The 22,970-nt window shown below is 55.5% G+C and carries 24 protein-coding genes; 16 read left to right on the forward strand and 8 right to left on the reverse strand.

Annotated elements, in window-relative coordinates:
* Positions 1-70: 70 nt before the first annotated feature.
* From artJ to AC2FAJ_RS09595, 6 genes are all read right to left on the reverse strand, one after another.
* The gene (artJ, locus tag AC2FAJ_RS09570; RefSeq protein ID WP_015571008.1) at positions 71-802 is read right to left on the reverse strand and encodes an arginine ABC transporter substrate-binding protein ArtJ; all 732 of its coding nucleotides are present in this window, start codon (positions 800-802) and stop codon (positions 71-73) included.
* A gap of 179 nt (positions 803-981) precedes the next feature.
* Positions 982-1,650, reverse strand: coding sequence for an arginine ABC transporter permease ArtM (artM, locus tag AC2FAJ_RS09575; RefSeq protein ID WP_028012513.1), 669 nt, complete (start codon positions 1,648-1,650; stop codon positions 982-984).
* Positions 1,650-2,366 (reverse strand): arginine ABC transporter permease ArtQ, encoded by a 717-nt coding sequence (artQ, locus tag AC2FAJ_RS09580; protein ID WP_041910669.1) that lies wholly within the window; start codon positions 2,364-2,366, stop codon positions 1,650-1,652. The genes artM and artQ overlap by 1 nt, the downstream gene beginning before the upstream one ends.
* 6 nt (positions 2,367-2,372) lie before the next feature.
* On the reverse strand, positions 2,373-3,104 hold the full coding sequence (artI, locus tag AC2FAJ_RS09585; protein ID WP_008500032.1) for an arginine ABC transporter substrate-binding protein ArtI: 732 nt from the start codon (positions 3,102-3,104) through the stop codon (positions 2,373-2,375).
* 19 nt (positions 3,105-3,123) lie between these two features.
* The gene (gene artP / locus AC2FAJ_RS09590) at positions 3,124-3,852 is read right to left on the reverse strand and encodes an arginine ABC transporter ATP-binding protein ArtP (RefSeq protein WP_021240921.1); all 729 of its coding nucleotides are present in this window, start codon (positions 3,850-3,852) and stop codon (positions 3,124-3,126) included.
* 226 nt (positions 3,853-4,078) lie between these two features.
* On the reverse strand, positions 4,079-4,597 hold the full coding sequence (locus tag AC2FAJ_RS09595) for a lipoprotein (RefSeq protein WP_028012515.1): 519 nt from the start codon (positions 4,595-4,597) through the stop codon (positions 4,079-4,081).
* 97 nt (positions 4,598-4,694) lie between these two features.
* Here AC2FAJ_RS09595 and AC2FAJ_RS09600 point away from each other — a divergent pair, with 97 nt between their 5' ends.
* The 3 genes from AC2FAJ_RS09600 to AC2FAJ_RS09610 all read left to right on the forward strand — a co-directional run bounded on the left by AC2FAJ_RS09600 (position 4,695) and on the right by AC2FAJ_RS09610 (position 6,741).
* A complete protein-coding gene (locus AC2FAJ_RS09600; RefSeq protein WP_028012516.1) occupies positions 4,695-5,018 on the forward strand; it encodes a heavy metal-binding domain-containing protein in 324 nt (107 codons plus the stop codon).
* A complete protein-coding gene (locus AC2FAJ_RS09605; RefSeq protein ID WP_060572691.1) occupies positions 5,015-5,845 on the forward strand; it encodes an N-acetylmuramoyl-L-alanine amidase in 831 nt (276 codons plus the stop codon). The genes AC2FAJ_RS09600 and AC2FAJ_RS09605 overlap by 4 nt, the downstream gene beginning before the upstream one ends.
* A 272-nt stretch (positions 5,846-6,117) precedes the next feature.
* Entirely contained in the window at positions 6,118-6,741 is a 624-nt protein-coding gene (locus AC2FAJ_RS09610) for a helix-turn-helix domain-containing protein (protein ID WP_028012518.1), read from the forward strand.
* Here the strand turns inward: AC2FAJ_RS09610 and AC2FAJ_RS09615 are convergent, their stop codons facing one another.
* Together AC2FAJ_RS09615 and AC2FAJ_RS09620 are read right to left on the reverse strand one after the other, a co-directional pair.
* Positions 6,742-7,380 (reverse strand): hypothetical protein, encoded by a 639-nt coding sequence (locus AC2FAJ_RS09615; RefSeq protein WP_193359217.1) that lies wholly within the window; start codon positions 7,378-7,380, stop codon positions 6,742-6,744. It lies immediately after the preceding gene.
* Complete coding sequence (locus AC2FAJ_RS09620) at positions 7,380-8,945, reverse strand: ExeA family protein (protein ID WP_163332982.1); 1,566 nt, start codon at positions 8,943-8,945, stop codon at positions 7,380-7,382. Before AC2FAJ_RS09620 ends, AC2FAJ_RS09615 begins: the two co-directional genes overlap by 1 nt.
* Before the next feature lie 301 nt (positions 8,946-9,246).
* On the opposite strand from AC2FAJ_RS09620, the gene gspC reads away from it, so the two are divergent.
* From gspC to AC2FAJ_RS09685, 13 genes are all read left to right on the forward strand, one after another.
* Positions 9,247-9,978 (forward strand): type II secretion system protein GspC, encoded by a 732-nt coding sequence (gspC, locus tag AC2FAJ_RS09625; protein WP_041910664.1) that lies wholly within the window; start codon positions 9,247-9,249, stop codon positions 9,976-9,978.
* A 13-nt stretch (positions 9,979-9,991) separates the two neighbouring features.
* Entirely contained in the window at positions 9,992-11,926 is a 1,935-nt protein-coding gene (gene gspD / locus AC2FAJ_RS09630) for a type II secretion system secretin GspD (RefSeq protein WP_047362772.1), read from the forward strand.
* A 14-nt stretch (positions 11,927-11,940) separates the two neighbouring features.
* On the forward strand, positions 11,941-13,419 hold the full coding sequence (gene gspE, locus AC2FAJ_RS09635; RefSeq protein WP_006809432.1) for a type II secretion system ATPase GspE: 1,479 nt from the start codon (positions 11,941-11,943) through the stop codon (positions 13,417-13,419).
* Positions 13,419-14,627, forward strand: a complete 1,209-nt coding sequence (gene gspF, locus AC2FAJ_RS09640) for a type II secretion system inner membrane protein GspF (RefSeq protein WP_485454080.1) — start codon at positions 13,419-13,421, stop codon at positions 14,625-14,627. The genes gspE and gspF overlap by 1 nt, the downstream gene beginning before the upstream one ends.
* Positions 14,628-14,630: 3 nt before the next feature.
* Positions 14,631-15,080 carry a type II secretion system major pseudopilin GspG gene (gene gspG, locus AC2FAJ_RS09645; protein ID WP_485454081.1) on the forward strand — a complete coding sequence of 150 codons (450 nt, stop codon included), beginning with the start codon at positions 14,631-14,633 and terminating at the stop codon, positions 15,078-15,080.
* Positions 15,080-15,565, forward strand: coding sequence for a type II secretion system minor pseudopilin GspH (gspH, locus tag AC2FAJ_RS09650; RefSeq protein WP_028012526.1), 486 nt, complete (start codon positions 15,080-15,082; stop codon positions 15,563-15,565). Before gspG ends, gspH begins: the two co-directional genes overlap by 1 nt.
* On the forward strand, positions 15,558-15,935 hold the full coding sequence (gene gspI / locus AC2FAJ_RS09655) for a type II secretion system minor pseudopilin GspI (RefSeq protein ID WP_041910661.1): 378 nt from the start codon (positions 15,558-15,560) through the stop codon (positions 15,933-15,935). Before gspH ends, gspI begins: the two co-directional genes overlap by 8 nt.
* Positions 15,932-16,549, forward strand: a complete 618-nt coding sequence (gene gspJ / locus AC2FAJ_RS09660; RefSeq protein WP_193359221.1) for a type II secretion system minor pseudopilin GspJ — start codon at positions 15,932-15,934, stop codon at positions 16,547-16,549. The genes gspI and gspJ overlap by 4 nt, the downstream gene beginning before the upstream one ends.
* A complete protein-coding gene (gene gspK, locus AC2FAJ_RS09665; RefSeq protein WP_485454082.1) occupies positions 16,546-17,556 on the forward strand; it encodes a type II secretion system minor pseudopilin GspK in 1,011 nt (336 codons plus the stop codon). The genes gspJ and gspK overlap by 4 nt, the downstream gene beginning before the upstream one ends.
* A gap of 15 nt (positions 17,557-17,571) precedes the next feature.
* Positions 17,572-18,705: a type II secretion system protein GspL gene (gene gspL, locus AC2FAJ_RS09670; protein ID WP_485454083.1), complete on the forward strand. Its 1,134-nt coding sequence runs from the start codon at positions 17,572-17,574 to the stop codon at positions 18,703-18,705.
* Complete coding sequence (gspM, locus tag AC2FAJ_RS09675; RefSeq protein WP_045261799.1) at positions 18,702-19,187, forward strand: type II secretion system protein GspM; 486 nt, start codon at positions 18,702-18,704, stop codon at positions 19,185-19,187. Before gspL ends, gspM begins: the two co-directional genes overlap by 4 nt.
* Positions 19,184-19,981 (forward strand): prepilin peptidase, encoded by a 798-nt coding sequence (locus AC2FAJ_RS09680; protein ID WP_047362778.1) that lies wholly within the window; start codon positions 19,184-19,186, stop codon positions 19,979-19,981. Before gspM ends, AC2FAJ_RS09680 begins: the two co-directional genes overlap by 4 nt.
* Positions 19,982-20,235: 254 nt before the next feature.
* The gene (locus AC2FAJ_RS09685; protein ID WP_485454084.1) at positions 20,236-22,947 is read left to right on the forward strand and encodes a glycosyl hydrolase family 18 protein; all 2,712 of its coding nucleotides are present in this window, start codon (positions 20,236-20,238) and stop codon (positions 22,945-22,947) included.
* Positions 22,948-22,970: the final 23 nt, after the last annotated feature.

Raw genomic sequence — 22,970 nt, forward strand, 5'->3', positions numbered from 1 at the left:
TGCCGGGTGGCGCTGCGCTTACCCGGCCTACAGACCACCCCCGTAGGCCAGACCACCCGGCAAAAAGAGATTACTGCGGGAACCACTGCTCGCTGATTTTCTGGTACGTGCCGTCTGCTTTAATCGCCTTCAGCGCGCCGTTCAGTTTTTCCAGCAGGGCTTTGTTATCCGGGCGTACCGCGATGCCGAGGCCTGTACCGAAGTACTGTGGGTCGGTCACTTTCTCGGTCGCCGTACCCAGCTGCGGGTTGGTTTTCAGCCATTCGTTTACCACGGCGGTGTCGCCGAAGACGCCGTCGATACGGCCATTTTTCAGGTCGATAATCGCGTTCTGGTAGCTGTCATAGGCCACGGTTTTCACTTCAGGATGTTTGTCCTGCAGGTATTTCTGGTGTGTGGTGCCATTTTCCATCCCGATGCGTTTGCCTTTCAGCTCGTCAAAGGACTTATAAGCCCCTTTCTTCGCAATCACCACCGCCGAGTTGGCGTAGTACGGGTCGGTGAACGCGACCTGCTTGCTGCGCTCCGGCGTGATGTCCATCCCGGAGATCACCGCATCATATTTCTTGAATTTCAGCGACGGGATCAGGCTGTCGAAGGCATGGTTGGTAAAGGTGCAGTCGGCCTGCATCTGCTTGCACAGGGCTTTCGCCAGGTCGATATCGAAACCGACGATCTGATTGCTGGCGTCCAGCGATTCAAACGGCGGATAGGTGGCCGAAACGCCAAAATTGATTTTATCAGCAGCGGATGCGCCAGCGGCGAAGGTGGCGAGTAGTGCGGCCAGAACTAACTTTTTCATTGTAATGCTCCCGTCTGTCTATCTTGTCATTATGCGCCGTGTCTGCGGCATGGATGTACAATGCCAGTTAATGAATTTATATGCAATAAATATGATTAAATATTGTGTGTGGTATAAAAAAAAGCGGATAAGCCATCGGGTTATCCGCTCTGGTAATTACGTTTTATGCACTCGCGTGGTTAATTTCTGCGCTCAAACGCTAACGCTTTACGCTCAATCAGTCGCATCATCAGCGTCAGCAGACCGTTCACCACCAGATAGACCACGCCGGCTGCACCGAACACCATCACGTCATAGGTGCGCCCGTACAGCAGCTGCCCGTGACCCATCACTTCCATCAGGGTGATGGTGTAGGCCAGAGAAGTACTCTTAAACACCAGCACCACTTCGTTGGAGTAAGAGGAGAGAGCGCGCTTGAAGGCGTACGGCAGCAGGATCGCCAGCGTGTCTTTTTTGCTCATGCCCAGCGCCCCGCAGGACTGCCATTGTCCTTCCGGGATGGCACGGATCGCCCCGTAAAACAGCTGGGTGGTATAGGCCGCGCTGTTCAGCGAAAGGGCAATCAGAGCGCAGAGCCACGGCTCAGAGAGCAGGTGCCAGATAACCGGATACGCCTGCAGTGACGGGAACTGGCCCGGACCGTAGTATATCAGGAAGATCTGCACCAGCAGCGGCGTACCGGTAAACAGGGTGATGTAGCCGCGCACGATCCACACCAGCACCGGCGTTTTCAGCGTCAGGATGATGGTGAAGATGAGCGCCAGGATCAGCGCCACAATGATGGACGCCACGGTCAGCGTCAGGCTGGTGTGCAGCCCTTTCATCAACTCCGGGAAATATTCAAGCATCAGCCTGGTCTCCGTTCAAAGCGCGTCGCACGCAGGTCAATACGCTTGAGGATGTACTGACTGAGCAGCGTGATTACCAGGTAGATAGCCGCCGCCACGATGTACCAGGTAAATGGCTCCTGAGTACGGGTGGCGATGCTTTTGGTTTGCAGCATCAAATCGTTCACGCTGATCAGGCTCACCAGCGCGGTATCTTTCAGCAATACCAGCCACTGGTTACCCAGGCCCGGCAGGGCGTGGCGCCACATCTGCGGCATCACCAGACGGAAGAAGATCGCTGCTTTCGACATGCCCAGCGCCTGACCGGATTCCCACTGCCCCTGAGGTACCGCTTTCAGCGCACCGCGCAGGGTTTGCGACGCGTACGCGGAGTAGAGCAGGGAGAGGGCAATCACGCCGCAGAGGAACGGGCTGACGTCAAAGTTGTCAATCTGCATCTGCACCGGTATCTGCGCAAAGCCAAGATTGAGGGTGAAGCCGTCCGACAGCGTGAGCAGCAGCTGTGAGGAGCCGAAATAGATGAACAGGACCACCAGAATTTCCGGTAGCCCACGCAGTACGGTGACCAGCGCGGAGCCCGCCCAGGCGACGGGGAACCATTTTGCTGATTCCCACACCGCAAAGAACATCGCCAGCACCAGGCCGATAATCAGTGCGCAAACGGCAAGGCCGACGGTCATCCCGGCGGCGCTTGCTAAAGGAAAAATTTCATTCATCAGGAATTACTTCTGGAACCATTTTTTGTAGATGGTTTCGTAGGTGCCGTCTTTCTTCACTTTTTCCAGCGCAGCGTTGAATTTCTGCTGCAGCTCGGTGTTGCCCTGACGAACGGCAATCCCCAGACCGGTACCGAAGTAATCTTTATCGGTCACTTTGTCGCCCACTGGCGCCAGTTTGTCGTTGGCTTTCAGCCACTCGGTCACGACAGCGGTATCACCAAATACGCCGTCGATACGGCCATTCTGCAGATCCAGCTTCGCGTTCTGGTAGCTGTCGTACGGAACGGTGGTGATTTCCGGATGTTTATCCATGATGAACTTCTGGTGCGTGGTGCCGTTCTGCACGCCGACTTTCTTACCTTTCAGCTGATCGACAGAGGTGAATTTACCTTTCTGACCAATAAACAGGGCGGAGTTGTCGTAGTAAGGGGTGGTGAACAGCACCTGCTTTTCACGCTCAGGAGTGATGTCCATACCGGCCATGACGGCGTCAATACGGCGGAACTTCAGGCTTGGGATCAGGCTGTCGAACGCCTGATTGCTGAAGGTACAGGTTGCGTCGATCTCTTTACACAGGGCGTTTGCCAGGTCTACGTCGAAGCCAACAATTTTGTTGTTCGCATCGATGGACTCAAACGGAGGGTAGGAGGCTTCCGTGGCGAAACGAATGGTCTGGGCTGCGGTAGCGGAAAGGGTAACGCCAGCAAGCAGCACGGCAAGTAATACTTTTTTCATTATATTTCCCCTGACACAATCAATGAGATAAATAGTTTTTGAAGGCATCGGTTTGCGGGTTCGCGAAGCAGCTCGCGTCACCTTGCTCAACGATATACCCGTTTTCCATGTAGACCACACGGCTGGCGGTTTTACGCGCCACTTCCACTTCGTGGGTAACAATGACCTGCGTAATATTGGTTTCCGCCAGCTCGCGAATGATGCTGACGATCTGGGCGGTGATTTCCGGGTCCAGCGCCGCGGTCGGCTCATCAAACAGCAGTACCGCGGGCTCCATCATCAGCGCGCGGGCAATCGCCACGCGCTGCTGCTGACCCCCAGAGAGGTGCAGCGGATAGCGGTCGCTGTAGGGCTTAAGGCGCAGACGCTCCAGCAGCTTTTCAGCACGCGTGATGGCCTGATCTTTGCTTAACCCCAGCACGCGGCACGGGGCTTCAATCAGGTTTTGCAGCACCGTCAGGTGCGGCCAGAGATTGTATTGCTGGAAGACCATGCCGACGTTTTGACGCAGTTCGCGTATAGCTTTATCTGACGGGGTTTTCGCGAAATCAAAATGGTTACCGGCGATAGCCAGCGTACCGGAACGGGGCATTTCAAGCAGATTAAGGACGCGCAGAAGGGAGCTTTTGCCTGCACCGCTTGGGCCAAGCAAAACCAGCGTTTCGCCTTCCGGGCAGTTCAGCGTGATGTCAAACAGCGCCTGGTGTGCGCCGTAGAAGCAGTTAATGCCGTTTAGTTTAATACTCATCGGGGCAGTCTTTACTCATCCAGGCAATCTATAGCAATTGAGGCCGCAGATAGTACCGTTGACAGAATAGTTATGCAATATTTCTGCGTTAAAAGTTAAATATAACCCGTATTTCCTCTTAAACATAGCACAAAATAGCGAATGGCAAGGTCGGCGAGTATAAATGTCGGCATTCCGCGTGAAATGCCGGACATTTTACGGGGGTAACATTTTTATCACTAATGATCTAGCGGTTCTCAATTGACTGGCGCAGCGTGCCGGCCGGGGCATGAACGCTGCCGCCGATATAGCGCACATCGTCCACCGCCCAGCACTGGCCTTCACGGATCATCAGCACTTCGTCCTGCCAGGTTTGGGTTCCCTGGGTCAGCTTCACGCGCAGCGGAATGTTCCGCGCATCGGTGTTCGGGATGGTTGACGCGCTGGCCACCTCGGCGCTGTCCGGCAGCGTGGTGCGGCTGGAGAACGGATCGGATTTCAGCAGGGCGTTATGCTGTGGATCGCGGGTGGCGTCGTTAAGCAGTTTTGCAAGATTATCGCTCAGGTACGGGCGCAGGGCGGTGAGATCATTTCCGCGATGCTGAATGCGGTAATCATAGAACTGTTGCGCCACGGTATCCGGGCCGCCGTCTATGCAGGGGCCGCTGCGGGTACCTATATCCTTAAAGGCTGGCGTGACCGTGGTAGTACAGGCGCTGAGCACCAGCGCACAGGGCACTAAAAGTGTTAAAGCAGAGTAGCGCATGTTGATTTCCTTATTTATTAACTATCCTTTCAATCATAGCGTAACGAACCGATAATGCTGTTGCTAACGCATTGAACGCTAAAGAAGGAGAGAAAGTATGCAGTTTTCAACAACGCCAACCCTGGAAGGACAGACCATTACCGAGTATTGCGGCGTGGTCACCGGCGAAGCGATTCTGGGCGCGAACATTTTCCGGGATTTCTTTGCCGGGATTCGTGACATCGTCGGTGGACGCTCTGGCGCGTACGAAAAAGAGCTGCGTAAAGCGCGCGAAATTGCGTTTAAGGAGCTGGGCGAGCAGGCCAAAGCGCTGGGTGCAGATGCCGTTGTAGGAATCGATATTGATTATGAAACCGTCGGCAAAGATTCGAGCATGCTGATGGTGAGCGTAAGCGGCACGGCGGTGAAAACCCGTCGATGAAGCGCTCGCTTTCAACGCTCCTGCTGGCGATGTTGCTGGCAGGATGCGTCCAGGAAAAAGGCATTGTTGATAAAGGTGCCTACGAGCTGGATACCCGCCATCAGGCGCAGGCGGCCTACCCGCGCATAAAGGTGCTGGTGATCCACTACACCGCCGACGACTTCGACACCTCGCTGGCCACGCTGACGGACAAAAACGTCAGCTCCCACTATCTCATCCCCGCAAAACCGCCGACGCCGGACGGGAAGCCGCGCATCTGGCAGCTGGTGCCGGAGAGCGAGCTGGCCTGGCATGCGGGCATCAGCTTCTGGCGCGGCACCAACCGCATCAACGACACGTCTGTCGGCATTGAGCTGGAGAACCGCGGCTGGCAGAAGCGCGACGGTGTGAAAGTTTTCGCGCCGTTTGAGCCTGCGCAAATCGCGGCGCTTATCCCGCTTGCGAAAGACATTATCGCCCGGTACGACATTAAACCGCAGAACGTGGTGGCGCATGCTGATATCGCGCCCCAGCGTAAGGACGATCCCGGCCCGCTGTTTCCCTGGCAGGCGCTGGCGAAGCAGGGGATTGGGGCCTGGCCCGATGCCGGGCGCGTGAACTTCTATATCAATGGTCGTCCGCGCTATCAGGAGGTAGATCGTGCAGCCCTGCTCGACCTGCTGATGCGCTATGGCTATGAGGTGCCGGACAACGCCACGGATCAGCAGCAGCAACGCGTTATCACCGCCTTCCAGATGCACTATCGCCCGCAGGTATGGAACGGCGTCGCGGATGTGGAAACGATGGCCATTGCAGAAGCCCTTTTAGAGAAATACGGGCAACGGTAAACCTTCGGTTTGCGCCCGAATGCGCGTTTTCCCCTTATTTGTGCTTGAGATTAATCTTAAGTACAAACTCAATTCATTTTTAGTAAATTGACTTAAAATTATCCGGATTTAAGATAGACACATAGCTTGCTAAGTAAATAAAAAAATATTGCTGGCGGCAGGCATTCTTATTTTCTCCTTGAGCCTTTCATCAGGAAAAGATTGTTGGTTTTTCGGTTTTAATACCGCGGCCATGCTATGTCTAATAAATCTAATCTTAAATGGGTATAACAATGTTAAGCATTTACGGTAAAAAATTACGTCCACAACCTGAAATGGAAGCCATTATTTCTGCCACTGAAGGTTTTGAAGAGAAAACCTTAAAGAAATGGCAGAAAATTTCCACGGCTGACTCTCAGTATATTCATATTATCGTCAGCGGCGAAGTCGAATTCCGTCGTGAATCAGACGAACTCTGCATGTTTACCGTCACCGGACAGTGCGTGTTTGGCCTCTCCGCTATTTTCTATCAGTCAGCCCATATGTACGGCCTGGTCCGCGCAAACACCGTGGTACGCAGCATCAAAAAAGAGGCCTTCGCGCAGCTTATGACCGAGAAAAATCTGTGGCCTGAATTGACCAAAGTGCTCTCCTGGTACATCTGCCTGCTGAGCAAACGCGATGATGTTCTGGTCGCCCGTAGCGCCTATTCTGTGGTCCGCGAATTCCTCTACGAAATTAATGAGCTGATTGTTCACCAACAGCGCGATATTAATATCTATGACTATATTCAGGAATATACCAACCTGGCCCGCAGTACCATTATTAAAATCCTCTCCGACCTGAAAAAAGGTCAATATATTGTGGTGGAGAAAGGTCGTCTGCTTAACCTCACCACGCTGCCTGAAAAATATTAACTACTCCAGCCGGTCTCCTTTTTTACTCAAAGGAGACTGGACGTGATCGTTATGCAACAAACTGCTTTGCGATTGATCCTGCGTTTCGTCAACCGGCGGCGCGGGAATTTTGCCTTGAGAATAATCCTGCTCTTGTTCTTTTAACGCCTGCTTAAACAATTCGGCTAACGAAGCATCTTCACTTCCCGACGACGCGGTGGCGTTTTCGTGCGCCTCGGTACCCGGCAGGGTATCACGCGAGGTATCGTGCCCGGCATCCTGCGGCACGGTGCTGTCAGGGGCCTGCTGCCAGTCAGCATCATCTGTGCTTATCGGCAGATCCTGCATGGGCGGCATCTCTTCCCGTACCGGCGCCGGTTTAGGATGCGGATGCGGGAACGGTTTACTCACGTACACATAATGCATATCGGAAAGCTGCGTTTCCGGTTTAGCGACGCTCGCTTTTACCGGTTCAGGGGCCGGGTGGCGCAAATTCCAGTAAATATGCGCGTACAGCCCTGCCATGACCAGGGCGCACAAACCCAATACCCATAAAAAGGTATGACCGCAAATTTTTCTCAGGCTGGGGAGGCGGTACGAAAACCAGATCGCCTCTCCGGTGGTATAGCTGCGCTGAGCCGCAAGACAGATGGTAGACATTAGGAATGCTTCTCCTGCGTGTTGGCGTCCGGTGTGGCATGCGTGGCCTGAATCAACACGCTCGGCGTGGTATGGGTTTCACGCATTAACTGCATCAGCGTATCTTCCCCTGGAATACCATCCACATGCAGATGCATTTTTTGCTGGAACTCGCGGGTGCGTTTCATCATCTCAGCCGTCCAGGTCTGAGCATGGGTTTCAGGCTGGCCAAGAGCCAGACTCAGCGCCTGATCCAGCCAGCCCATGTCTTTCGCATCGCTGGCGGCGCTGATGGCATCTTTGCCTTCCGGCGTCAGGCGATGCAGCTGGGTAAAGTTACCGGTGGCATGCTGGTTAAACCAGCTGCGGCTCACCTGCCAGGTGCGGTTATTCATCAGCAGATCCATCGAGTCATCGCCTACGCGGGCGACAACAGCGTAGTTAAGGTGGTTACCGGTTTTGAGTTCACTGACCCACGGATAACCCTCCTGTGCCAGCGTATCCGGTGACGCGTTGCCCTGTTTACACATCAGATTGACCTTCCCGGCGTTCTGACACAGCGCATCATCCGCGGAGGCGTCATACCCCCACATCAGGTACAGCTGGTGCATCGCATCCGGCTGATTAACCATTTCATTGTCGATAACCGGCACGACAGGCGCGTCGGCTTTTGACTTCTGCTGTTTCCAGCTCGCCGGTACGGGAAGCTGAATCGGCAGTTTTGCATTGATTGAGGCGGTTAAATACCATCCGCAGGCGGCGAACAGAACCGAGGCGAACAATCCCACGGTCGCCAGGCGCTTACCGTGTTTTTTCGCCGGGAGGATCTCGCCTGCCGCCAGGCGTAAATGACGCGGGCTGACCTGCGCTGCACGTTCGGTCCAGGCCGCGAGCATTGACAGGTGCGCCAGTTCATTCAGTTTGCTGATGTTGCCTTTGGTCAGCTCGTGCATCTTGCGCACGCGCGCCGGGGTTAGCGGCGAATTCTCGCACCCGTGTTCTTCACACTGCGCCTGCACATAGCTGAGAAATTCCCGGCAGGTCAGGGGACGCAATGTATGACGGGTATGGGCATATTCGCTAAGTTCAGATGGGTGTAAGAGGGCGGCTTCCTGATCCGCGCTGCCCATCAGCACGATGGACAGACGGAACTCCAGCTCCTGAGCACGCGTAAGCAACATCCCCAGCACCTCACGGCAGGTCTCCTTCATCGCTTCCGCGTGACGGATGACCAGGGTTTTGCTGCGGTTTTTTCCGCCCTGCCACTGATGCAGCACGGCATCCACCGCCTGAATGCGGCTCTTGCTCTCTTTCGTTCCTGGGTTGAGCTTGTACAGCAGGCTACTGGCACTCAGCTTAGGAAACGCGTTGATGGCAATGGCGCCAGGAAGGCTGGCCTTCAGCGCATCGCTGAAGTGGCCCAGCAGCGATGCGTCGTTGCAAAAGAGCCCGATAATTCCCGCCACCTGGCTTTTCTCTTTCAGCAGGTTGAATACGTCCTGATGATAAGGCACCAGAAAATCGCCGGAGAAACCCGTGATTGTTCTGAATGGCGGTTGTTTAAATTTAAAGTGGCTCTGATACATAACGACTTACCGTCTCTGATTAGGAATAGCAACAGGACGAGAAAGTAAAGCAACGCCACAGGGTGGTCAATTTGCGCACAGGGTAAAAATATCCAGTTGCAATGACCTAACATCCCGATTTTATTTGGTCAATAGTTTTTTTTATTAAAGTTAATGGCGAAGTCGATGGTCGTATTTACGGCAGTTAATTACTATTTTTCACACATATTGGCGCAGCCCGACGCTGCTTATTTCCGCTTTGCTAAAGGCCAGATGAAAAATGAGGTTCTCATTTCTGTCACGGTGGATAACGCCTTGTATTATGTTTGTGCTGTTAATTTTTTGCGGCCAGCAAGGCTATCTGACGTTTAAAGATTATAAAAAAGTTACGAATAAGTTGGCTAAGTCTGATGAACAGCCGCTGAAAAATCGTCGTGAAGAAAAGACATTTACTCTGTTCACGGCTGCGGTGCGTCAGGATAACTTACCGGCTGCCGCGAAAGCCCCGCTGGCAGCGGAAATTGAAGGAATTGTCAGCAGTGACGATGCCTGGCTCTCCTTTGCGGTGATTAAAACCCCGGCAGGCCAGCGCAGCTATCGTGAAGGCGAGCCGCTGACCGGTTTTAACGATGCTTTTATTCAGGAAATTAACAAAGACAATGTGGTGGTTAATTACGAAGGTGCTACGCAGGTACTGGCGTTAAATAAGCCTGACTATTTTAAGGGCGGCGTTGATAGCGGCCCGGTAACCAAATCGACGAAAGATGCAGGCGCGGAAAGCGTGCATCTGGATGATTATCTGGTGTTAAAACCGGTAATCGAAAAAGGCCAACTGGAAGGCTACAACATCAATCCAAGGAATGCCTCAGCGTTCTTCAGCCATTCCGGGCTGGAAAAAGGCGACGTGGCTGTGAAAGTCAACTCTGTCGATATGACCGATGAAGCAAAGGCAAAAAGTATTATTGCCAACTGGTCGAAAATGAAAGAAGCGGAGGTCGTCGTCAGACGTCACGCTCACCTTGAAAATATTCGGGTTAATGTTCTAAACAACTAACAAGTGTACAGACATGAAGAAATTTCCTTGGGCGTGCGTGGCGCTGACCGCATTGTCGTTATATTCCAGTTCGCTGCTTGCAGCCAACTTTAGCGCGAGCTTTAAAAATACCGATATCCGCGAGTTTATCGATACGGTAGGCCGCAATCTTAACAAAACCATTCTCGTCGACCCGTCCGTTCAGGGTACGGTGTCGGTCAGAACCTATAACGTGCTGACGGAAGATGAGTATTACCAGTTCTTCCTGAGCGTGCTGGACCTGTACGGTCTGTCGGTGATCCCGATGGACAACGGCATGGTCAAAGTGGTGCGCTCAAGCGTAGCCCGCACCGCCGGGGCCCCGCTGGCAGACAGCAAAAATCCGGGCAAAGGCGATGAGATCATCACCCGCGTCGTGCGCATGGAAAACGTGCCGGTGCGTGAGCTGGCGCCGCTGCTGCGCCAGCTGAACGATGCCACCGGTATCGGTAACGTGGTGCATTTTGAGCCGTCGAACGTCCTGCTGTTAACCGGGAAAGCCTCGGTGGTGAACCGCCTGGTGGATCTGGTGCAGCGCGTCGACAGAGACGGCATTCAGCGTCGCGAAATCGTGCCGCTGCGCTTTGCGTCCGCCAAAGAGCTCTCCGACATGTTGAACAACCTCAACAACGAAGAGCAGAAGGGGCAGAACGCGCCGCAGCTCGCCACCAAGGTGGTAGCGGATGACGAGACCAACAGCCTGGTGATCAGCGGTTCGGAAGATGCGCGCATGCGCACCCGTTCCCTGATCCATCAGCTGGATCGCGAGCAGAACAACGAGGGGAATACCCGCGTCTTCTACCTCAAATACGCCAGCGCCACCAAAGTGGTTCCGGTGCTGACCGGTATTGGCGAGCAGCTGAAAGACAAGGCGGGTGCGCCGAAGTCGAAAACCGCCACGGCGGCCAGCGATCTGAATATTAGCGCCGACGAGTCAACGAACTCGCTGGTGATCACCGCGCAGCCTAACGTGATGAACTCCCTGGAGAAGGTGATCGACAAGCTCGACATTCGCCGTCCGCAGGTGCTGGTGGAAGCGATCATTGCTGAAGTGCAGGACGGAAAGGGCCTGGATCTCGGCGTGCAGTGGACCAGCAAGCACGGCGGCGTGCAGTTCGGCTCAACCGGCCTGCCTATCAGCCAGATTAAAAACGGCACCATGAAGGGGGCAAGCTTTACCGGCCTGGCGACCGGTTTCTTCAACGGCGACTTCGGCGCCCTGATGACCGCGCTCTCCACCGACGGTAAAAACGACATTCTCTCCACGCCGAGCGTAGTCACGCTGGATAACAAAGAAGCGTCGTTTAACGTGGGCAAGGACGTGCCGGTCCTTGCCGGTTCGCAGACCACCAGCGGCGACAACGTCTTCAATTCCGTTGAGCGTAAGACCGTCGGTACCAAGCTGAAAATTGTGCCGCAGATTAACGACGGTGACATGATCCACCTGAAGATTGAGCAGGAAGTCTCCAGCGTAGACAACAGCGCGACGGAAGACGCCAGCCTCGGCCCGACCTTCAACACTCGCACCATTAATAACGAAGTGATGGTCCACAGTGGCCAGACGGTGGTGCTCGGCGGCCTGATGGAAAACGTCACCAAGCAGTCGGTTTCCAAAGTGCCGCTGCTCGGCGATATCCCGCTGGTGGGCCAGCTGTTCCGCTACACCTCGCAGGACACGTCGAAACGCAACCTGATGGTGTTTATCCATACCACCGTCCTGCGTGACGACGACAACTACAGCGCCGCGTCGAAAGAGAAATATGACCAGATCCGCGTTCGCCAGATGCAGCGCGTGGAGGAGAAAAAGCTCGGCATTATTGAGCCAGCGGATAACGCCATTCTGCCCGCGTTTCCGTCTGCCGACACTAAGACGGCCACCCATGCCGCACCGGTGAAAACCAGCGCGACACGCAATCCGTTTAAAGAGTAAGGCGGAGGGGCAACGTGGACGAACTGAGTAAAACACTGTGTAGCAGCAGCTACGCAAAAGATAACGGCGTTTTATTTTATAACAATGACGTCTATATCCGTGATGACACCCCGGCATTTGCACTGCTGGAAGTGCGCCGGGTGCTGGGACGCGCGTTCGTCCCGGTCACCCTCACGCCGGAAGCGTTTGACGAGATGCTGGCCAAAATCTGGCAGCAGAGCAGCGGCGTCTCGCAGCAGCTGGTGGACGATATGGACGCCGATATCGACCTGATGGCGTTAACCGAGGAGATCCCGGATAACGAAGATCTGCTCGATAACGACGAAAACTCGCCGGTAATCCGCCTGATCAACGCCATTCTCGGCGAGGCGGTGAAGGACGGCGCGTCGGATATTCATATCGAAACCTTCGAGCGCACGCTGAGCATTCGCTTCCGCGTTGACGGCGTGCTGCGCCCGGTGCTGCAGCCTGCGCGCAAGCTCGCGCCGCTGCTGGTATCGCGCATCAAGGTCATGTCAAAACTCGACATCGCCGAGAAGCGCCTGCCGCAGGATGGCCGTATCTCCCTGCGCATTGGTCGCAAGGCGATCGACGTGCGCGTCTCGACCATTCCGTCCCAGTACGGCGAGCGCGTGGTGATGCGTCTGCTCGATAAAAGCAATCTTAAGCCTGACATCAACAAGCTGGGCCTGATTGATGAAGAGCTGGAGAAGCTGAAAGGGCTGATTGACCGTCCGCACGGCATTATCCTGGTCACCGGGCCGACAGGCTCCGGTAAAAGTACCACCCTGTACGCCATTCTTTCGGCGCTGAACGGTCACGAACGCAACATTCTGACCGTAGAAGACCCGATTGAATACGAGCTGGAAGGGGTGGGACAGACGCAGGTTAACCCGCGCGTGGACATGACCTTTGCCCGCGGGCTGCGCGCCATTCTGCGTCAGGACCCGGACGTGGTGATGATCGGGGAAATTCGTGACGGTGAGACCGCGCAAATTGCGGTGCAGGCGTCGCTTACCGGTCACCTGGTCATGTCTACGCTGCACACCAACAGCGCCGCAGGGGCGATAACCCGCCTGCGGGATATGGGGCTGGAATCCTTTTTAATCGGTTCATCGTTGCTCGGTGTCATTGCCCAGCGTCTGGTGCGTCGGCTGTGTACGCACTGCCGGACCACCAGTCCGCTGGATGCCAATGAAAAAGCGCTGTTCAGCTTTATGGACGCGCCGCCAAAAGCAATCTACCGCGCGGTGGGCTGTGAACACTGCCGCCAGAGCGGCTATCAGGGCCGGGCCGGTATTCATGAGTTCCTGGTGGTGGACAGCACCATGCGCCGCGCCATTCATGAAGATAAGGACGAAATGTCTATCGAGACGCAGCTCTTTAAGCAGGCTTACAGCCTGCGTGAAAACGGGCTGCTGAAGGTGATTAGCGGCGTGACCTCGCTGGAAGAGGTGATGCGAGTGACCGCCGAGCGCGGGGGGGATGCGTAATGGCCTTCTACGCCTGGACGGCAACGGACGGCGCGGGGAAAACCCAGCGCGGCACGCTGCAGGCCGAGGGGCAAAAGCAGGTTCGCCAGTGGCTTCGCGAGCAAAAGCTGATGCCCGTCAGCATCAACGAAACCCGCGAGGCGGCGGCGTCCGGTAAAGCGAAAACCGGCGCAAAGCTCTCCACGCCGGTGCTGTCGATGTTTACCCGCCAGCTTTCGACGCTGGTCAACGCCGCGCTGCCGCTGGAAAGCGCCCTGAAGGCTATCTCGAAGCAGACGGAGGACAAAAAGCTGGCGGCGATGGTGGTGGAGATCCGCGAGAAAGTAGTGGAAGGCCACACGCTGTTCGACGCGTTTAGCCAGTTCCCGCGCACCTTCGACAAGCTCTACTGCACCCTGGTGATGGCCGGCGAAAAAACCGGCCACCTGGGCGACGTCCTGGAGAAGCTGGCGGAGTACAACGAGCAGCGCCAGAAGATGAAAAGCAAGCTGACGCAGGCGATGGTCTACCCGATTACCCTGACCGTGGTCGCCATCGCGGTCATCAGCATTCTGCTGGTGGCGGTGGTGCCGCAGGTGATCGAGCAGTTCACCCACATGAAGCAGCAGCTGCCGATCACCACCCGCACGCTGATTGCGGTGAGCGATTTTCTGCAGGCGTACGGGATCTACATCGTGGGGATCCTCGGTGGCGGGTTTGTCGGCTTTAAGACCTGGCTGAGAAACGCCAAAAACCGTTTTCGCTGGCACAGCTGGCTGGTGAACGGCTCGCCGATCAAAAAGCTGGTATGCGCCATCAACAGCGCCCGCTACATCCGTACCCTGAGCATTTTGCAGGCCAGCAGCGTGCCGCTGCTGGAGGGGATGTATATCGCGATGGACGGTATCGAAAACCTCTATGCCCGGCAGGTGCTGGAGCAGGCGGCGGACACCGTGCGCCAGGGGGCATCACTCTATGCCGCGCTGGAACATGCGAAATTATTCCCGCCAACCATGCTGTATATGATTGCCTCCGGCGAAGAGAGCGGGGAATTAGGGAATTTAATGGACCGCGCGGCGGAAAACCAGGAATCGGCATTGCAGCATCGAATTACATTAACGCTGTCGGTATTTGAACCGGCGCTGGTGGTATCCATGGCGACGATTGTTTTATTCATCGTGCTGTCAATATTACAACCGCTTCTGCAACTTAATAATATGGTAGGTTAAATCATGACTTTAAAACGTAAAAACCTGGCGCGTCAGGCGGGTTTCACCTTGCTCGAATTAATGGTGGTCATTGTTATTCTTGGCGTACTGGCGAGCATGGTGGTGCCAAACTTAATGGGCAATAAAGAAAAAGCAGATACGCAAAAAGCAACCAGCGATATTGTCGCGCTCGAAGGTTCGCTGGATATGTATAAGCTGGATAACCACCGCTACCCGACAACCGAGCAGGGTTTACAGGCGCTGGTAACCAAGCCTGAAATCGCGCCAATCCCGAACGGCTACCGTGCTGATGGCTATATCCGTCGCCTGCCGCAGGACCCGTGGGGCGGAGATTATATTCTGGTTATCCCGGGCGAACACGGCGCGGTCGACGTCTTCTCCGCCGGTCCGGACGGTGAAGCCAATACCGCCGATGATATTACGAACTGGTCTCTGGATAAGAAAGAGAAATAATGAATAAACAACGCGGCTTTACGTTGCTGGAAATTATTCTGGCGCTGGTTATATTTGCCAGCTGCGCCATGATGGTGGTGTCAACAATACCTTCACGCAGCGGTGCGGATATATTTGGCCAGCAATTAAAAGCCCTCGTTGATTATGGTTCAGACCGTGCGGTGATGGACGGAAATATCGTCGGGCTGGTCATCACGACGGATAATTATCAGCTGGTGACGCTCGAGGATAAAAACGGCGAACGTCACTGGGTGCCGTTATCCGCCGGGCGTATTACCACCAAGGGCGATTTCCCGGAAGAGATGCACGTTTCGCTTTCGCCCCAGCGCCTTGCCGCCACGGTAAGCGCCGATCCGCAGGTGCTCTTTTTACCGGACGGCGAAATCAGCCGCTTCACGCTGACGCTGCAAAGCTATGACAAACAGCACCATTTCCGCGTGGTGTCGCAAGGCGCTGCGCCTGTATCGGTAGAGAACGATGGCTAACGGCAAAAAGCAAAAGGGGATGACGCTGCTGGAGGTGATGGTCGCGCTGGTGATCTTCTCCACCGCCGCGCTGGCGCTGATGAATTCGGTCTCCCTGAACGTGCGTTTCACTCACGGCCTGGCCGACACGCTTCAGGCCAGCTGGGTGGCGGAAAATCAGCTGGCGGAAGCGCAGCTCACGAAAACCGACTTCCCGGACGCCGAGACGCAGGGGACGGAAATCATGGGCGGGCGCAGCTGGAACTGGCGCAAGCAGCGGGTGAAAACCGCCGACAACGGCTGGGCGAACGCCATTCGCGTCTACGCGGAAGGGGACGACAGCCAGCCGGTTATCGCTTTGCAAATCGTTCCGCCGGGAGAGAGCAAGTGAAAAAAACGCGACGCCAGCGCGGGTTTACCCTGCTGGAGATCATGATTGCCCTGACCATTTTCGCGGTGATCAGCACCCTGGCCTGGCAAATTCTGGACGGCACAATGCGCACCAGTTCGGCAACCGACGCCAGCGCCGCGAAGCTCAATCAGCTGCAGCGGGCCTGGAATCTGATGGAGCGCGATTTCTACCAGCTGCAGGCGCGCGCCCCGCGTAACGAGCCGGATCTGTTTCGTCAGGTGGATGATGCGCTTGAGCTGACCACGCTGAATGGCGTGAGCGGAACGATCCAGCTGGAGCGTGTGCGCTGGCGCCTGGAAGAGGGGCGTCTGTATCGCGACGTCTGGCCGGTGATTGATGGCCCGGTGGACGCGAAGCCCGATGAAGTGCCGATTGTCAGTGAGGTGAAATCGCTGCAGTGGCGTTTTTACCGTCAGGGCTGGCAGAAAAGCTGGAGCGACCCGGCGCATCTGCCGGACGGCGTGGAGCTGACGCTGACCATGGAAAACGGCGATATATGGCGCTGGGTCTTTACGACCCCGGGCGACCTGCCTGAGGCGGCTGCGCCAGAGACCGCGCCTGCGCCGCTGCCGGCACCGGAAGCAAAATCATGAGTGCATTACGTAAACAGAAAGGGGTAGCGCTGCTGGTGGTGCTGATCCTGCTGGTCATGATGTCGGCGCTGGCCGCCAAAATTAGCCAGCAGTTCTGTCGCAATCTGCAGAAAACCCATTATCAGGTCAGCCAGCAGCAGTTGCGCTGGGCGATGCAGGCGCAGGAGAAGGTGGTGAAAGATCGCCTGCAGACCGATACCACCGGTGAAAACAAGGCTCTGAACCTGGACGGCGACTGGCACCAGCCGCTGGAGACGCGGGGCGAAGATTACACGGTGGTCAGCCAGGTGGAAGACGCGCAGGACTGCTTTAACGTCAATAACCTGCTGGCCGCAGAGAAAATACTACAGGGGCAAAACGCGCCCGCCGTGCCGGAAAAACCGCGCAACGAGCAGATTGTTGAACAGATCCTGACGGAAAGCGGCATCAGCCACACTACGGCAGAAGAGGTTTATCAGCAGTTGGTGGACTATCTCGATGGCGACGCGACGACGGCCAAAGACGGTGCAGAGAGCGATGCCTGGGCGGGCGTCTTGCCCGCCCGACAGCCCGCGAACCAGATGATGCGCACCATTGCGGAGATCAAACAGCTGCCCTCGTTCCCGGTAGCGGCATACCCGAAGGTGAGCAAGCTGCTCTGCGCGCTGCCGGACTCTGCCAGCAAGGTGGATGTGAACACCCTGAAACCGGAACAGGCCGCCTTACTGGCCGCGCTGTTCCCCGGAAAATTAACGGAAGATGATGCCGTTCGCCTGATTGATTCGCGTCCAGAAACCGGCTGGGAAAATATGGAAACCTTCAGCAAAGCGCTGGAGCAGACCTTCCCGCAGTTGAAAGACGATCTCCCGCAGGTGGCTGAGCTTCTCTCCATCAGCAGCCGGTATTTCCGCGTGAACTATACCGGCAATACCGATGAATTAACGCTTCGCGTGGTTAGCCAGCTTCAGGTCAATAACGAGGCCGGTGAGATCGTGACGTGGCAACGTCGTTACCGAATGATTGAATAAGAAAAGTAGATCGCTATGAAACAGGTACTTTTTGTTCGTCCCGATAACCGCGAGGGCGGGAAAATAATGGGGTGTGTCTCCGGCAGCCAGCAGGTTGAGACGCTGGAGAGCCTGGACGCGCTGGCGGAGCATCCGCTGGCGGCCCGTGTTTGTCTGCTGCTGCCCGCCAGCAGCATGATCTTCCGCCATTTTACGCTGCCGAAGAAAGTCGCCTCTCAGGCGACGGCATTCTCCTGGATGGCGGAAGAGACGCTGATTGGCGAGGTGGATAATCTCCACTGGACGGTGCTGAACAAAAAAGGCGCTGAGGTTGATGCGGTGGCGATAGACGCCGATCTGCTGCGCGGGTGGTTAAGCCGCTGTCAGGAGGCGGGGTTAAAAGTGATCCAGGTGCTGCCGGATGCCTGGTTGCTGCCCGTGACGGCTGGCGGAAGTACTCTTGTCGCTCAGGACGACGGCTACTGGCTACGTTTATCACCGCATGTTGCCAGCGAAATGGAAGCGAGCCTGCTGCCGCTTCTGATGCAGAAGGCCGGAGAGGGGGAGGTGTGCTGTTACGGCGAAGCGCCTGCTGGTGTGGACGTCGACATCGCCCAGCCCTGGCAGCATCCGCTGGTGCTGATCCAGCCGCAGTGGCAGGCCTGTCGCGTGAATCTGCTTCACGGTGAATTCAGCCTTAAGGCCGGTAACGGGCGTGGCGCGAAAAGCATGAAAGCCGCAGTGGCGATTGCGGGCCTGCTGTCCGTTGGCCTGCTGCTGGGGCCGCGCATTGCAATGGCCTGGATGCTGGTGCAGCAGGAAAACCAGATACAGGAGGAGATCCTCCAGGTGTATAAGCACCATTTCCCCAGCATGCGTCACCAGACCAATATCAAATATCACTTTGGTCAGAACGTCAAAAAACAGAGTAAGGGGATCTTCCTTCAGCTGGACGAGCTGGCGGCCGCCCGGCAGTCAGTGCCTGCGATGGAAATCGATCTGCTGGAATACGATGCGCAGCAAAACACGCTGACGCTGAGCGTCAGCGCGCAAAACCAGCCCGCGTTGCAGGCGTTTGTTAACCAGACCCGTGAGAATTTCGATTTTACCTTACAGCCTGTTTCAACCACCGAACCCTATACCGCCATGATCGCAGGGAAACATAAATGAAAGAGCGAATCGCGCAGCTGAAATCACGCTACCAGAACTACAGCGCCCGGGAGAAAGTTATTTTAAAACTCTGCATCGTTGCCCTGCTTGGGGCTGCGGTGTATTACGCAGGAGTCATCCCTTTGGATAATATGATTCAAAATAGTAAATCGACGCTTAAAAGACAAAAAGAGACGCTTAACTGGATGCGCAATGAAATTGATAAAAATCATCTTCAGGTTCAGTTAGTCAAAACGGATAATCCACGCACGGTGGTCGAGAAAAGCGCTAATGAAATTAACCTGTCGCTGACGGACGTGCGCCAGGAGGGACAAACTTTATCGTTCGTGGTTAATCGGGTAAATGTTTATGAATTAAAAAACTGGCTGCGCGAAATTAATCAGACCTCCGGCGTCAGATTGCAAAAAATAAACCTCACGCCGGTTGACCATCTCAGCGATGTAAAAGCGCAGGTGCAGCTCACCTGGGCAAAAAACGCATGAATACCTTCTCGCTGATCCGGGAGGCCTGCCCGGTTAGTTTTCCGATAATGAGTGCGATCCTGGGCGGGATTATGGGCAGTTTTCTTGGCGTTGTTGCCGAGCGCCTGCCTGGGATTGTGATGGATGAAGAGGGAAGCGGCAATCTGCTCTTTCCTGCCTCACACTGTCCGGTGTGCCAGCACACGCTTGCTGCATGGGAAAATATCCCCCTGGTCAGCTGGCTGTTATTACGGGGACGCTGCCACCAGTGCGGCACGACCATCCCGCTGCGGTTATTTTTAATCGAATTTTTCTCGGCGCTGTTTTTTGGCGTTACGGCCTGGTGCATGCCGGACGTTCAGGGGTTGTTTTCGCTGTGGTTACTCGCGCTGTTTTTACTGCCTCTGGCGATGATCGACTGGCAGCATCAGCTTCTCCCGGACTGCCTGACCCAACCGCTGTTGTGGGCAGGTCTCTTACTCCATGCATTTGACCACAGATTGCCGTTGCAGGACGCGCTGTTCGGTGCGGTAGCGGGCTATCTGTCGCTCTGGCTGCTCTACTGGGCCTTTCGCCTGCTGACCGGGCGGGAAGGGCTGGGCTACGGCGATTTTAAGCTGCTGGCGGCCTTAGGCGCCTGGTGCGGCTGGCAGGCGCTGCCTTCAATTGAACTTGCCGCAGCGTTGAGCGGTATCGCGGGCTATTTCGCGTTAAATAATTTAAATAAAAATAACCTCACTATTTCTTTCGGACCCTATCTGTCATTTGCTGGAATAGTCGTGTTTATTGGACAGCAGTTTGCTTTCATATTTTAAATATACAGGTCAAGTTTTTTTATAAGTTTTTTTGACGGTGGAAGAGAAGGATGTCTCTTTGCGCTCAGTGTATCGTAAAAGATATAAGCTACACGGAATTTGGGCTTGTATCTTTTTATGGAGGAATACAACGCAGCAAAACTTTTTTTTCACGGTTGTCAGGTTGGTTTAATACGCATTATGCAAAACAAATCCATGTTCTCAAGGAAGGCATGGTTTATTAACGTTACGAATAAATTTATCAGGAAATAAAAATGAAATTTATGAAGCCTAAATATCTGGCGCTCTTTATTGCAGCGGCTACCAGCTCTGCATTTGCAGCGGCGCCAGGCACTCCGTCTATTAGCAGCGGCAATGATAAATTTGCGCTTGTAGAAGTCGATCAGGCGGCACAGGACTATAACAGCCTCGTTAAAGTTCACCCTGACGGTGTGGATGTGAAGGTTGAGTGGAACGTCTGGAGCGGCGACGCGCCAACCTCTGCCAAAGTCTTGCTGGACGGCCAGACCGTCTGGTCCGGCGCGGGCAGCGCATCTGGCTCTGCGACCTTCAAAGTGAAAAAAGGCGGACGCTACCAGGAGCAAGTGGAACTCTGTAATGCCAGCGGCTGCACCAAAAGCGCCAGCAAGCTGATTATCGTTGCGGACACCGACGGTAGCCACCTGCTGCCGCTGAACGCGCCGATGCAGGAAAACAACAAAACCTTCGCGCAGCATACCGATAAAGTGGTCGGCGCCTACTTCCCTGAGTGGGGCGTGTATGGCCGCAACTTCCCGGTGGATAAAATCCCTGCGGCTAACCTGAACCACATTCTGTACGGCTTCATTCCCATCTGCGGCGGCGACGGTATCAACGACAGCCTGAAATCCATTGAGGGCGGCAACAGCTTTGAAGCCCTGAAACGCGCCTGTAACGGCCGTCAGGACTACACTGTGGCTATCCACGACCCCTGGGCTGCTCTGCAAAAACCGCAGGCCGGTGTCTCCGGATGGGATGACCCGTACAAAGGTAACTTTGGTCAACTGATGGCGCTGAAAAAAGCCCACCCGGGCCTGAAGGTACTGCCGTCTATCGGCGGCTGGACCCTGTCAGACCCGTTCTATCAGATGAACGATCCGGCCATTCGCGCACGCTTCGTCTCCTCCGTGAAAGAGTTCCTGCAGACCTGGAAGTTCTTTGACGGCGTGGATATCGACTGGGAATTCCCGGGCGGCGGCGGTGAGAACGCAGCATTGGGTAACCCGCAGCAGGATAAGGCAACCTACACTGCGCTGATGCACGACCTGCGCGCAATGATGGATGAGCTTTCTGCACAAACCGGCCGTACCTACGAACTGACCACGGCGATTGGTTCCGGTAAAGATAAGATTGAAGATGTGGACTACACCACGGCACAGCAGTATCTCGATCATATCTTCCTGATGAGCTACGACTTCTACGGCGCGTGGAGCAACACGGTTCTGGGCCATCAGGCGGCGCTGCACGCGCCGGCATGGCGTCCTGACACGGACTACACCACCGAAAACGGCGTGAACGCGCTGCTGCAGCAGGGCGTACAGCCTGGCAAAATTGTGGTGGGTGCGGGCATGTACGGTCGCGGCTGGACCGGCGTACACGGCCAGACGGGCAACAATCCGTTCACCGGTACCGCAACGGGTCCGGTGAAAGGTACCTGGGAACCGGGCGTGGTGGATTACCGTCAAATTGTGAACGAGTACAAAGGCAAGCCAGGCTGGGAATACGGTTATGACGCTGACGCAGAAGCGCCTTACGTCTTCAACAAGTCAACCGGCGACCTGATCTCTTACGAGGATGCGCGCTCCGCTGCGGCAAAAGGCAAATACGTTCTGGCCAACCACCTGGGCGGTCTGTTCTCCTGGTCTATTGACTCTGACAACGGCGACATTCTGAATGCGATGAACGAAAGCCTGCTGGGCGGCTCGACTCCGGTTGAACCGGTGGTCACTAACCACGCGCCAATCGCGTCATCTGCCGATCAGAACGTCTCTGGCCCGGCAACCGTCACGCTTGATGGCTCTGCTTCCAGCGATCCAGACGGCGATGCGATCACCTACAAATGGACCCAGATCTCTGGTCCATCGGTGGCCCTCACCAACAGCACCAAAGCGAAAGCAACCTTCAACGTTGCGGCAGCGACCAGCGACCAGACCATGGCGTTCCGCCTGACGGTAACGGATGCAAAAGGGCTTAGCAACGCGATTGACGTGCAGGTTGTGAACAAAGCGCCGAAAGCGAACCAGGCACCCGTGGTGAACGCCATGGAAGCGGTGACGCTGCAGGCCGGTGAAACCTACGCTCTGCACGCGCAGGCTGCCGATCCAGACGGTGATGCACTGACTTACGCCTGGAGCGTTCCGGCGGATATGCACGCGACCGGTACTGATACCGCGAACGTGACCATCACTGCGCCAGAAGTGACCGCAACCTCTACCTACACCCTGAGCGTAGTGGTAGGCGACGGTAAAACCAGCGTGCAGTCTAACGTACAGGTGACAGTGAATCCGAAACCGGCTGACGTTACGCCACCGGCTGATGAGGTTACCCCACCTTCTGACGAGGTTACCCCTCCGGCTGATGACGTGGCTCCGCCATCCGAGGAAGGCACTGCAACCGGTAGCTGCGACGCGCCTGTCGATGCTAACGCCAGCAAATATGTCGCGTGGGATGCCAGCAAAATCTACAACAATGGCGATACCGTCAGCTTCGACCATCTGGTGTGGAAAGCGAAGTACTGGACCCAGGGCAACCAGCCTGGCTTCGGTGTGGATGCGTGGGAGCTGGTCAGCAACGTGAAGATGAACTGGCGTTCTGACCTCGTTTATAACGGCGGCGAAACCACCACCTACCAGGGCAACGTATACCGTGCCAAATGGTGGACACGTGGTGATAACCCGGCTAACAGCGATGTCTGGTTGAAAGAAGGTCCATCAACCGACTGCAAATAATCTGGTCCGGTAAACACTCACCA

This window comes from Enterobacter cloacae complex sp. 385G4 (assembly GCF_057320665.1).